Genomic DNA, 11,950 nt, shown 5'->3' with positions numbered 1-11,950 from the left:
TGAAGTTTTTTCTCGCAGTGGTCAACCTACCGGTATTCCGCATTAATACAAAACTTCAACTCTCCTCTCACCTGTTCCTAATCTTTCATTCCCTCAGTGAACGCTCGCTCTTAAAGCGGCTGCAAAAATATACAGGCTTTTGGATAATACAAACTTTTCAAACAAAAAAATCCAAGGAATTTTCGGAGTACAAAATCAAAGATTTGATGTTCAGAAGAATAGATCAAAAACTTCTTCAGAAGATTTTAAGGGCAGCCGATTTGAAGAGACAATAAACCGTTTTACCGACTTCAAGCTGCATGTTTTTCCGCGAGGCTTCGGTGATCTCCACCAATACTTTTTCCCCAGCTTCGACAAGACAAAACGAAAGCCCGTTGCGCGAAAAGATCTTTTCAATTGTCCCTTTTAACTGGTTACGGAGCGAAATATGATCGATGGGGTAAAGAGCAATGGAAATGTCTTCAGGTCTTATCAGGACCTTTACCGGTACTCCTTTCTTCACTTCCCCGTTTAGCATTTGCGGTAAAACCTGCACCTGGAAATCACTGGTCTTGCTTCGTAACAACACCATACCCCGAGAAGGCAATGTTTCAAAAACACAAAGGTCGAATACATTATATAGTCCTGCTCCTTTCATTATCTCAAGATTCGTTTCATCCAGGATGAGATCCTGAAAGCGTCCCAAAGCCTTTACTTTTCCGTCTTTTAATAATAAAAGGTCGCTGGTGAGACTTAACAAATCAGGTAAATCGTGGCTCACAACCAGCATGGGAATCTTAAACCGAAGATTGATCGCCTTTAAAAAAGGAATGATATTGTTACGTAAATTCACATCCACGGCTGAAAATGGCTCATCCATTAACAGTATCCGTGCTCCGCTTAACAAAGCACGTCCGATGGCAATCCGCTGTTTCTCCCCACCCGAGCACTCCGATGGTTTCTTGGCCAGTAAATGTTCTACCTGGAGAATATCAACTACTCCCTTAAAATCGATTTCAGCCGCGACACCTTTCTTAATACCGTATTTCAGATTCTTTTCAATAGTAAGATGCGGAAACAACCTTATATCCTGAAACACGTAGCCAACATTTCGCTTTTGTACAGGCAGATTGATCTTCTTTTTGGAGTCAAAAACCTTTTCATCGCAGATGGTTATACAGCCTGAATCTGGTTTTATCAATCCTGCTACAGAATTTAGCAGGCTGGTTTTTCCATGCCCTGAAGGCCCGTAAACTCCGGTAATTCCACTGCTGATTGTCGCCTGAACGTCGAGCAGAAATTCCTTTCGCTGAAGTTTTATGTCGAATTTCAGAATCTTATTCATACCCTTCTCTTTAAAATCCGACGGTTTAAATACTCTGCTCCTATCATTGCCGCCAACGACAATAGAATGGAGACAACAACCAACCGCAGCGTGGAAAACTCCTGACCAGGCACCTGCATCGTTGAGAAGATAGCCAGCGGTAAAGTCTGTGTTTCTCCGGAAATATTTCCGGCAAAAGAGATGGTTGCTCCAAACTCGCCCAAACTGCGGCCAAATGCAAGGATGGCTCCGCTGATTACTCCGGGAAGCGCCAACGGCAGGGTAATACTGAAAAAGACTCTTAAACTGGAAGCTCCCAACGTACGTGCAGCATCTTCATAATTTTTATCGACCAATTCGATGGAAAGCCTGATGGAACGAGTAACTAACGGGAAGGAAACCACCACGGCAGCAATTACCGCGGCCGGAAAGGAAAAAGCAATTTGAATGCCCCAATGCTCGTAAAAGAAAGACCCGATCGAGCCGTTTCTTCCCAAAAGCACTAAAAGTATATAACCGACTGTTACAGGAGGCAGCACTAATGGCAGGTGCAGAACGCCTTCAATAAATGCTTTCCCGATAAAATTTTTGCGAGCCAGCATCCAACCAATAAAAACAGCTACCGGCAGCACTACGATTGTGCAAAGCAAGGCTACTTTCAGAGAAAGTTCAATGGCTGTTATCTCGGACGATGAATATGAAAAAAGGTTGTTCAATCCTGTTTATTGAATAAATCCGTATTTCTCCCAAACCGGAAGTGCTTTTTCGGACACAATATAATTATATAGTTGGAGAGAATTCTCATCTTCGCTGCCTTTTACTATGGCCATGTAATAATTAACCGCGTTGTGTAATGAATCAGGAAACTCGGTCAGGATTTTAACTTTTTCTGATTTTAGCGCATCGGTTTTGTACACCACGCCGGCTTCCACCTCTCCCAATTCAACCACCATTAAAGCAGAACGAACATCTTTGGCAGGAAGGAAGCGTGGTTTCAGTTCCTCTTCATAATTCAGATTTTTAAAAATTTGAACGGCGTAAGCTCCCGCAGGGACATGCTGCGGATCGCCGATCGAAATCCGGCCTTCAAAAAGATCGGGAAGTTTTATTTTGGAAGAGAAAACGAAAGGCTGAATTTTACTGCTGACCGGAGCCACCAACACCATTTTATTGGCCGCCACTTTCTTACTGGTCTCGAGAATGGTAAGACCCAGATCGTTCAGATAATCGAGCCATTTTTTATTCGCCGAAATAAAAACGGTAGGTTCGGCTCCGTGCTCGATTTGCCGGGCCAAGGTTCCCGATGATGCGAAATTCAATCTCACTTTCCAACCGGTTTCCTTTTCAAAATCAGCGCTTATTTCAGAAACTACGTCGGTTAAACTGGCCGCACAAAACACCTCCAGTTCTTTTTTCTCCTTCTTTTTGCTTTGCCCGCAAGCAATAAATAAAAAGATCAAAGCCAATAACACACCGATATTCTTCATTTTGTCTCTCCCATTTTCCCAACCATAATGCAACCAACTCTCTCATTAACTTCATCTGCAAAACAAAAATCCAAAAATTAATTGAAATAATGTTCTTCCAACTGAAAAGCTTAAAGCCAATTGGGCTAAGCTGCGATTAAAAGTCGAGCCTCTCTGCGTTAAAATCCATCTTCTTTTATTTTCTATCTTTGATCCAGGCACCGATTCAGCGATAATTCCAGTTGCATCAGCTAATTAAATACCTAAAAGTATTATTTCTTAACATTTTAGAAACATTCCAGATTACTGAACTACAAGGTCTTATATCAATACCTGTACTTTTCTACAAGAAAAACAGATTTTAGTTGACTTTCGCAACTAATTCAATCTAATTTTGCAGACATAATGTATAACAGAAAATGAGTACAGAAAAGTCTATAACCTACTTATTGGGGCAAACATTTAATCTGATTCGACTAAAATTAAAGGAGAATTTCAAAGAGATCAACATTGACATGACATTGGAACAATATGTTATGCTCAACCTGATTAACCTCAAAGACGATCTTACCCAGCAGGATTTAGCCAATCATTTTCAAAAAGACAAATCGCTGATTTTGCGCCATGTGAATACCTTAATTAATGATTCATATGTCGACCGTAAAACAGACGACACCGATAAACGAAAAAAGATTTTGATTCTGACTCCAAAAGGGAAGGAAGTTTTACTGCTGCTAAAAAATATCGCGGGGAAACTTTCTGACGATTTGATGGTTGGAGTGACTGAAAAAGAGAAAGAAGTTTTCGAATCGGTAATAGTAAAAATCCAAAACAATACCGGACAGGTCGACCTGCTGGATACGATGAAAGTTTGCAAAAAATAAATCAAAAAAATAATATCTCGAGAACATGAAAACAACTAGACAAATCAGAAATTTGAGTATTCTGGCCTCATTCTTCGCAGCATACTCGTGTTCAAATGCTCCCCAGGGGCCATCCGGAATGGCGGGGCAGGTAAAGCAACTAAAGGTAATGGAACTGTCGACAAGTGATGTAACCCTTCACCAAGACTTTCCGACTACCCTGCAGGGAGAGCAAACCGTGGAAATTCGTCCGCGCGTAGCCGGTTACATCGAAAGCATACTCGTAGATGAAGGCGATTATGTGAAAAAGGGGCAAACCCTCTTCAAAATAAACGCCAACGACATTGAAGCGCAGGTACGTTCTGCAGATGCGCAGGTAAAAGTAGCCGAATCGATGGTTACCACGGCAAAGATCAACGTCGAAAAAACCAAGCCGCTGGTCGAAAAAAACATCATCAGCGGGTTTGAGCTGGAATCGGTTGAAAACAATCTGAAATCGGCAGAAGCACAACTGGCACAAGCCAAAGCCAACCTGGCCAATGCCAAAGCGAACCTTCAGTACACCGTAATTACCAGCCCCACAAACGGTCTGATTGGAAACTTTCCGTATCGTGTGGGTAGTTTGGTAAGCAGCAGTATTGCACAACCGCTAACTACGGTTTCGAATACGTCTTCGATGCAGGCTTATTTTTCGATGAATGAAAAAGACTTTCTGCAGCTAACAAAAGACCTGGAAGGAAGCAATACCCGGGAAAAACTCGAAAAACTTCCTGAGGTTGAACTGATATTGCCCGATAATTCGGTTTATGCAACCAAAGGCACAATCGAAACAGCCAGCGGCATCGTGGATCAGCTAACCGGTGCGGTAAACATTCGCGCATCGTTTCCCAATCCCACAGGAGATCTTCGTTCGGGAGGAAGCGGCCGGGTAAGACTGCCCGAAATGCACAAGTCGGTTATTACCGTACCGCAAAAAGCGACCTTCGAAATACAAGGCAGTCATTTTGTTTACGTGGTGAACGCCGAAAATAAAGTTGTTATGACACCGATTCAAACTGTTGCGGGTAACTTAAAAGAAAAATACGTGGTTACCTCGGGTCTGAAATCGGGTGATAAAATTGTGATTGAAGGCGTTTCTACTCTTCGCGATGGAATCGAAATCAAACCGGTTCTTGACAACCAACAGGCAACTGTATCGAACAATTAAGTTTTGGGCAACTAAACATTAATACACGAATTGTTATGCTAAAGACATTTATAGAACGGCCGGTACTTTCAACGGTCATTTCAATAATATTGGTAATTCTTGGGATACTTGGAATTACCACCCTTCCCATTGAGCAGTATCCCGACATTGCTCCGCCAACCATCCGCGTAAGCGCCAACTATACCGGCGCCGACGCACAAACGGTACTGAACAGCGTGGTTATTCCGCTCGAAGAGCAAATCAACGGGGTGGAAGACATGATTTATATGAACTCTACCGCCAGCAACTCGGGAGCAGCATCAATCGAAGTGTACTTTAAACAAGGTACCGATCCGGATATGGCGGCAGTAAACGTTCAAAACCGGGTGGCCAGGGCAAATGCCTTGTTACCCACCGAGGTAACCCGCGCGGGTGTGATTACCGCCAAACGGCAAAATAACATGCTGATGGTTTTTTCGTTGTACAGCCCCAATGGCGAATACGACGAGACCTTTCTTCAGAACTACTCTAAAATTAACCTGCTGCCACAAGTACAGCGTGTAAGCGGAGTAGGTGATGCCATGGTTTTCGGGGCAAAAGATTACTCCATGAGAATCTGGCTGAAACCCGATGTAATGGCCAGCTATAACCTGATTCCTTCGGACATTACAGCGGCGCTGAGTTCTCAAAACCTGGAAGCTGCTCCCGGACGTTTTGGGCAGCAAAACGATCAGAGTTATGAATATGTTATCCGCTACAAAGGGAAGTTAACACAACCCGAAGAGTTTGAAGACATCGTAATTAAAGCAGATAATGACGGCAACGTGCTTCGCCTGCGCGATGTTGCACGTATAGAAATGGGTGCTTTGAACTACAGTGTAAGCACAGAAACTATGGGGAAACCGGGTATTGGAATAGCCATCTTTCAGGCAGCCGGCTCCAACGCCCGTGAGGTAATCCTCGACGTGGAAGAAGTACTCGAAAATTCCGCCAAATCCTTCCCTCCCGGAGTGGATTATGTGGTGCTGATGAATACCAACCATTTCCTCGACGCCTCCATCTCGAAAGTTATTCATACGCTAATTGAAGCCTTTATCCTGGTATTTATCGTGGTTTTTGTGTTTCTGCAAAACTTCCGCGCTACCTTGATTCCGGCGATAGCAGTACCCGTGTCGATCATCGGTACTTTCTTTTTCCTCAATCTTTTCGGATTCAGTATAAACCTGCTTACTTTATTTGCGCTGGTACTTGCGATCGGGATTGTGGTGGACGATGCCATTGTGGTGGTTGAAGCAGTGCATTCAAAACTCAATCAGCACAAAATGACACCAAAAGCGGCTGCCATTTCTGCCATGAGTGAAATTTCAACCGCAATTGTTTCGATTACCCTCGTAATGGGAGCGGTGTTTGTGCCCGTAACCTTTATCACCGGTACCACCGGAGTATTCTTCCGTCAGTTTGGTATTACATTAACCGTTGCCATTATTCTGTCAGCGATTAATGCGTTAACCTTGAGTCCCGCACTTTGCGCACTTTTCCTGAGATCGCATGATGAAGAGTTGAAAGGACACAAAGGTTTGATGAAACGTTTCGCTACATCATTCGATACCGCTTTCGATTCGATGACCCAGAAATATAAAAAAGTAACCGGGTTCTTTATTCACCACAAATGGATGGCTTCGGGAATGATCGTTGTTTTTGCGGGAATACTCATTTTTCTTATGAAAACCACACCCACAGGCTTTGTACCTACTGAAGATACAGGTCGTATGTTTGTGGATATTGCCTTGCCTCCGGCTACTTCGTCAGAAAAGACAATAGAAATCATGAATCAAGTGGACAAGATCATTGAATCCGTTCCGGAAATAGAGTCGCGTACAGCCATTTCAGGATTTTCATTCCTTGGCGGATCCGGTAGCCCTTACGGTATGATCATTGCCAACATGAAATCTTTTGATGAACGAAAAGGAGATGGTCAGGACCAGAACAGTATCATCCAGAAATTATACATGTACACGTCGCAAATAAAAGATGCCAGGATCATTATATTCTCACCACCAATGGTTCCGGGATTTAGTGTGACCGGAGGATTTGAACTGAAACTGGAAGATAAAACAGGTGGAGATATTCATCAGTTCGAAAACGTTTCCAAAGAATTTTTGGGAGCGTTAAATCAGCGTCCCGAGATACAATACGCCCAAACTTCATTTAGCACCGGGTTCCCGCAATACCGGATTGATGTAGATGCTGCACGCTGCATGCGCTCAGGGCTGCAGGTAAGTTCGGTACTTTCGGCGATGCAGGGATACATCGGCGGTTATTATGCTTCCGACTTTAATCGCTTTGGGAAACAATACCGTGTAATGGTACAATCAGAAGCGGAATTCCGCGGCAATCCCGATGATTTGAATAATATTAAAGTAAGAACTGCCACGGGTGAGATGGCTCCGATTTCTGAATTTATTACACTGACAAGAGTGTACGGACCGGAAAGCATCAACCGTTTTAATATGTATACTGCGATTTCGGTAACAGGATCACCCGCTCCCGGATACAGTTCGGGGGCAGCCATCGATGCAGTAAGGGAAGTGGCGGCGCAACACCTTCCCACCGGTTACGACTACGAATTTTCAGGTATTACACGTGAAGAGATCAGCGCAGGAAACCAGACCATCATGATTTTTATCCTTAGTTTGATTTTTGTTTACTTCTTCCTGGCAGCACAATACGAAAGTTACATCATGCCACTTTCTATTTTGACCTCATTGCCGGTTGGTATCGCGGGGGCCTATATTTTTGCCCGGATCATGGGAGTTGAGAACAATATCTATCTGCAAATCTCTTTGATCATGTTGATCGGGCTACTGGCCAAAAACGCAATTCTGATTGTTGAATTCGCCCGTCAGCGAAGGGAAACCGGAATGAGCATTGTTCAGGCAGCCATTGAAGGAGCCGTTGCCCGTCTTCGCCCGATTTTGATGACATCGTTTGCCTTTATCGTGGGTTTGATTCCGCTGGTTATCGGAACAGGTGTTGGAGCAAACGGTAACCGTTCGATCGGAACAGGAGCTGTTGGCGGGATGTTGATCGGTACATTAATCGGAGTTCTGGTTATCCCGGCCATGTTTGTGGTATTCCAGATTCTTCAGGAAAAAGTAAAAAAACCGGAAAATAAAGAAATCTCTGAGATGAACAGCCTGGGCTAATCCGGCAAAACATTGAAAATTATGACGATGAATTCATTTAAAAATATAATGCTGGCCGCAGCAATAACGCTTATACTATTCTCGTGTAATACGAGTAAGCATTACCAACGCAGCCAGACAAACACCGACGGCGTGTTGGGTGCGATTGCACCCGACAGCCTGAATCTTGCCAACGAAAACTGGCAGAATCTGTTTAACGACACACAGCTTGACAGTCTGATTGCGGAAGGACTTCGCAACAACTACGACTTACAGGCGGTTATACAACGGGTAGTTGCTGCCGAAGCGTATTTCAAACAAAGCCGTGCAGCATTGATTCCTTCACTTTCGGCACAGGCGGGGTATACCTATGCCAACACATCCGAATCCACATCGCCCAACGGACCGGCGAGTTACAATGCATCGCAGGTGATTGTTCAAAGTAGTTGGGAAGTGGATATCTGGGGGAAACTGAACAGTGCCAAAAAAGCAGCCTATTTTGATTACCTGGCAACGGATGCTGCAAAAAAAGCGGTTCAAACCCGGTTGATTGCAAGCATTGCCTCTGCCTATTACAATTTACTTTCGCTCGACAGCAAACTGGCCATTACACTTGAAACGGTAAAAACCAGCAGCGAGTTGGTCGAAACCATAAAAATACTGAAAGACCAGGGAAGAGTAACCGGCGCCGCGGTAGTACAAAGCGAAGCGGCACGTTATGCCGCCGAAGTTACCATTCCGGATATTCAGCAACAGATCAGGGAAACCGAGAATACGCTTTGCCTTTTGCTGGGGAGAACTCCGGGACCGATCGCACGGGGTAAACTGGAAGAACAGGTTGCCAACGAAATGCTGTCGACCGGTGTTCCATCAGAATTGCTGGATAACCGCCCCGATGTTATGCAGGCTGAATTCGCTGTGATGAGTGCCTATGAAATGAGCAACAACGCCAGAGCATATTTTTACCCCTCGGTAACCTTAACCGCCAATGCCGGTTTTGAAGCGCTGGAGTTCAAAGATTTGTTTGATCCCTCTTCGTTTGTGGCTAATTTTATCGGAGGCCTTGCCCAACCGATCTTTAACAAACGGATGAATAAAACGCGCCTTGAAGTCGCCCAGGCGCAGCAGGCAGCAGCTTTGGCTAATTTTAGCAGTACTTTGCTGAATGCGGGGAAAGAAGTGAACAATGCACTTCATCTTTACGATGCATCGGAACTAAAAATTGAATTGCGCCAAAAACAGTTGGAAGCGCTTGAAAAATCGGTTGAATACACCAAAGAATTGCTGACCTACGGTTCGGCAACTTACACCGAGGTTTTAAATGCACAGCAAAGTTTGCTCAATGCACAACTAAACAATGTAAACGACCACATCCAACAGCTCAATGCAGTGGTAACGTTATACCAGGCTTTGGGTGGTGGATGGAAATAACAATCGCTGATACTAAGCATCAAAAAGGGAGTCAATTTTCAGTATTGACTCCCTTTTTTATTTGAAAATCAATTTAAAAAAATATCCAATTCTCAATTTTGAATGTAAAATATCCAACAAAATCCTGGAAATTGGATGTTGGGAATTCTACATTGGATATTCTGGATAAGGGTAACCATCTTTACTTTCATTTCGGTTGGTGATTTCCAGAGATCAGGATGGTCTTATTTTATCCCAGGACATTGAAAACAAGCATTTCGAAGATATTACTTTACAATGCGATTTTCCCAAAAATAATTGGGAGGATCGCATTCCTTGAATCCGGCCTTTTTATAGAGAGCTTGCGCCTTTAAGTTATCGTGGCGAACTTCGAGGTTGATGCGGCAATAGCCATTTTCAACGGCATAGCTTTCGATGGCCTTTAAGAGAAAAAGTCCAACTCCTTTTTTGCGAAAAGCAGGCGATACAATAAAATCGTGAATATTGATCAGCGGCTCAGCTTTCCAGGTTGAAAAATTCAGGTTACAATTGGCCAGCGCAGCATATTCGCCGTCAATTTCGGCCAGGAATCCGATATAAGCAGTATGTTTTTTTAATCCTTCAATGAGCTTTAGCCCCAGACCTTCGGGCATCATCTCGCCAATTCCCATTTCATCGAGCATGTAATCGTTGAGCAACGAAATCACAGCCTTGCTGTGTGCTTTATTGTGTAAATCGACCTGAATCAGTTGCATTATACTTTTTTAAACGTGAATGCCAAAATGCTTTAACGCGTAAATATACTAAAAAGTGTCATCAAATAAATTTCACCGGATAGCTTCCCCTTAGCCGGCATCGGTGTTTATTCTTTTTCGGTGAATACTGCTTTCAGTTTGAAAAAGCAACCCAGGAGTTTTATAAATGAGGATGACTGATCGCTTAAACCGAAGGCTTATTTGATAAAACAGGTTGGTTGTTTGATAAATCAGAATGCTTATTTGATAAAACCGGAAGCCTGTTTGAAGAAACCGGAAGCTTATTTGATAAAACCGGATGCCTGTTTGAAGAAACCGGAAGCTTATTTAAAGAAATGGGAAGGCTATTTGATAAAACGGGAAGGCTATTTGTAGAATGCGGAAGCTGGTTTTAAAAAACCGGACGCAAGTTTGATAAATAAGGTAGCTTATTTCATTAAATGCGCCCGGTATTGCAAAAACTTACTTCGCACGTGTAAATTTTAGTTTGCTGATTTGCTTGTACTGTGGGCTGGTAGCGCCAAATACCGCTTTACTATAGTTTTTCACCGTAAGGGCAATATCGACCAAACCGGTAGTATCGGCATAAAGTACCTCGTTACGGGCAATGCGGGCATTGCTTAAAGGTACTTCGGCGGCAATAACTGCTGTGTTCCGGGTATTTAATTCGGAGTGGAGCGTAATTAAAGCTGCCGTGGTAAGTTCCGGTTCATTGGGGTTGTATTCGGGAATGACCGAGAGCAGTTGCACCAGTTTGCCGAGGTTTTCGACACGGTTGTTGAAGCTCATTTGCGAACTCGACGCGGTTTTAATCTCTGTTGCCTCGCCATTTTCGTTGTCGGGGGCTGCGGTTGCGTTTTTGGCCGAGGCTCTTACGCCCTGAATTTTGCGGGCTATGGTACGCGCATTATCGTATACCTGCGGCGAAGCGCCCGAAGCTTTTAGGAAATTCATTACCCGGGTGATGAGCTTGCTAAGTGGTGCGAAGGCCACCTCGCGGGCAGCTACGGCTGTGTTGTAAGGCGGAATAGCGGCGTTTACCCCGGCAAGAGCGTTGTTACCTGCGGCGAGCAGGGTCTCGAGCGCGGGAATACCGATGGCGGCATTGGAGGGGTTGTAGCTTGCGCCATAACCTTGTACAAACGAAATTAAATCGTTGAAGTTGGCCACATTTATAGCGTGGCCGGTTTCACTTTTGCTTGGCATAACATTAATTTTTAAAGGTTAAAAATTTAAAAGTTAATTTGAATTTGTTTCCCGAATAAACTGTGTGATTGTCAGCAGATTTCAGGTTAACGCTTTTCAAAATTCAAGTTAAGCCATTGGGGGCTGACAGACAATGTTATGGAACATATTGTTGGGAGGATTTAGTCGCAGGGGGCCGAACCCCTCCCGGCAATATGTACTGTATTGTAGGGCGTTTTTTAATTTATCATATTTGAACCAATTTCAATCATTAGTTTCAGCCCCTCCTTAATTGCAGTCTTTTTTGCCTCATTAAGAAATTCTTTCATAAACGACGTTCCTTGCTTCGTAATCTTAGCCCAAATGATAGATAGGTTTTTTATCACCCATTTCTTTGATTTTGAAGTCAATTTTTCTCGTAAGGTTTCAATGTCTTGCTTTATCTCGTTTAACCGCTCTTTGTTATCTTCTGTCATAAGCGGGCACTTAAAACCCGCTGATTATTAATTGTTTATTTTTTAGTTCTTTGACATTTTTGTAATCGTATTTCGTAAGTACTTCTTTTATAGGAGTTTTGTCGAGTAGAGATATGCTAAG

The 11,950-nt window shown here is 43.5% G+C and carries 12 protein-coding genes; 6 read left to right on the top strand and 6 right to left on the bottom strand.

The annotated features are described in order from the left end of the window. Positions 1-275, top strand: a 275-nt coding sequence (locus MR764_RS20035) for a hypothetical protein (RefSeq protein WP_247981240.1), incomplete at its 5' end; no start/stop codon positions are given. On the opposite strand, the gene modC is transcribed toward MR764_RS20035, so the two are convergent. The 3 genes from modC to modA are packed head-to-tail and all read right to left on the bottom strand — an operon-like array spanning position 236 to position 2,790. After that, positions 236-1,324 (bottom strand): molybdenum ABC transporter ATP-binding protein, encoded by a 1,089-nt coding sequence (gene modC, locus MR764_RS20030; RefSeq protein WP_247981239.1) that lies wholly within the window; start codon positions 1,322-1,324, stop codon positions 236-238. The genes MR764_RS20035 and modC overlap by 40 nt on opposite strands. Continuing rightward, on the bottom strand, positions 1,321-2,019 hold the full coding sequence (gene modB / locus MR764_RS20025; protein ID WP_247981238.1) for a molybdate ABC transporter permease subunit: 699 nt from the start codon (positions 2,017-2,019) through the stop codon (positions 1,321-1,323). The genes modC and modB overlap by 4 nt, the downstream gene beginning before the upstream one ends. 6 nt (positions 2,020-2,025) lie before the next feature. Next, entirely contained in the window at positions 2,026-2,790 is a 765-nt protein-coding gene (gene modA, locus MR764_RS20020; protein ID WP_247981237.1) for a molybdate ABC transporter substrate-binding protein, read from the bottom strand. 398 nt (positions 2,791-3,188) lie between these two features. On the opposite strand from modA, the gene MR764_RS20015 reads away from it, so the two are divergent. Genes MR764_RS20015 through MR764_RS20000 form a run of 4 tightly spaced genes read left to right on the top strand, consistent with a single transcriptional unit; the run spans position 3,189 to position 9,434 of the window. After that, entirely contained in the window at positions 3,189-3,653 is a 465-nt protein-coding gene (locus MR764_RS20015; RefSeq protein ID WP_247981236.1) for a MarR family transcriptional regulator, read from the top strand. A 25-nt stretch (positions 3,654-3,678) separates the two neighbouring features. Next, positions 3,679-4,839, top strand: coding sequence for an efflux RND transporter periplasmic adaptor subunit (locus MR764_RS20010; protein ID WP_247981235.1), 1,161 nt, complete (start codon positions 3,679-3,681; stop codon positions 4,837-4,839). 35 nt (positions 4,840-4,874) lie between these two features. Beyond that, positions 4,875-8,024, top strand: a complete 3,150-nt coding sequence (locus MR764_RS20005) for an efflux RND transporter permease subunit (protein WP_247981234.1) — start codon at positions 4,875-4,877, stop codon at positions 8,022-8,024. 27 nt (positions 8,025-8,051) lie between these two features. Continuing rightward, positions 8,052-9,434, top strand: coding sequence for an efflux transporter outer membrane subunit (locus tag MR764_RS20000; protein ID WP_247981233.1), 1,383 nt, complete (start codon positions 8,052-8,054; stop codon positions 9,432-9,434). 266 nt (positions 9,435-9,700) lie between these two features. Here MR764_RS20000 and MR764_RS19995 read toward each other — a convergent pair whose 3' ends face one another. Then, positions 9,701-10,168: a GNAT family N-acetyltransferase gene (locus MR764_RS19995; protein WP_247981232.1), complete on the bottom strand. Its 468-nt coding sequence runs from the start codon at positions 10,166-10,168 to the stop codon at positions 9,701-9,703. Between the two features lie 222 nt (positions 10,169-10,390). Between MR764_RS19995 and MR764_RS19990 the strand changes: the two genes are divergently transcribed. After that, entirely contained in the window at positions 10,391-10,543 is a 153-nt protein-coding gene (locus MR764_RS19990; protein WP_247981231.1) for a hypothetical protein, read from the top strand. 87 nt (positions 10,544-10,630) lie between these two features. Here MR764_RS19990 and MR764_RS19985 read toward each other — a convergent pair whose 3' ends face one another. Both MR764_RS19985 and MR764_RS19980 read right to left on the bottom strand, forming a co-directional pair. After that, positions 10,631-11,374 (bottom strand): hypothetical protein, encoded by a 744-nt coding sequence (locus MR764_RS19985; protein WP_247981230.1) that lies wholly within the window; start codon positions 11,372-11,374, stop codon positions 10,631-10,633. A gap of 218 nt (positions 11,375-11,592) precedes the next feature. Next, positions 11,593-11,829, bottom strand: coding sequence for a hypothetical protein (locus tag MR764_RS19980; RefSeq protein ID WP_247981229.1), 237 nt, complete (start codon positions 11,827-11,829; stop codon positions 11,593-11,595). Between the last annotated feature and the right edge of the window lie 121 nt (positions 11,830-11,950).

This window comes from Maribellus sp. YY47 (assembly GCF_023111095.1).
Lineage (GTDB): Bacteria > Bacteroidota > Bacteroidia > Bacteroidales > Prolixibacteraceae > Draconibacterium.
This window is presented reverse-complemented; position numbering and strand designations above follow the sequence as displayed.

What these genes read in the sequence shown, in the direction of transcription:
- modA (WP_247981237.1), bottom strand. Translation starts at nt 2,790, where the DNA reads ATGAAGAATATCGGTGTGTTATTGGCTTTGATCTTTTTATTTATTGCT.
- MR764_RS20015 (WP_247981236.1), top strand. Translation starts at nt 3,189, where the DNA reads ATGAGTACAGAAAAGTCTATAACCTACTTATTGGGGCAAACATTTAAT.
- MR764_RS20005 (WP_247981234.1), top strand. Translation starts at nt 4,875, where the DNA reads ATGCTAAAGACATTTATAGAACGGCCGGTACTTTCAACGGTCATTTCA.
- MR764_RS20010 (WP_247981235.1), top strand. Translation starts at nt 3,679, where the DNA reads ATGAAAACAACTAGACAAATCAGAAATTTGAGTATTCTGGCCTCATTC.
- MR764_RS19980 (WP_247981229.1), bottom strand. Translation starts at nt 11,829, where the DNA reads ATGACAGAAGATAACAAAGAGCGGTTAAACGAGATAAAGCAAGACATT.
- modC (WP_247981239.1), bottom strand. Translation starts at nt 1,324, where the DNA reads ATGAATAAGATTCTGAAATTCGACATAAAACTTCAGCGAAAGGAATTT.
- MR764_RS20000 (WP_247981233.1), top strand. Translation starts at nt 8,052, where the DNA reads ATGAATTCATTTAAAAATATAATGCTGGCCGCAGCAATAACGCTTATA.
- MR764_RS19995 (WP_247981232.1), bottom strand. Translation starts at nt 10,168, where the DNA reads ATGCAACTGATTCAGGTCGATTTACACAATAAAGCACACAGCAAGGCT.
- MR764_RS19985 (WP_247981230.1), bottom strand. Translation starts at nt 11,374, where the DNA reads ATGCCAAGCAAAAGTGAAACCGGCCACGCTATAAATGTGGCCAACTTC.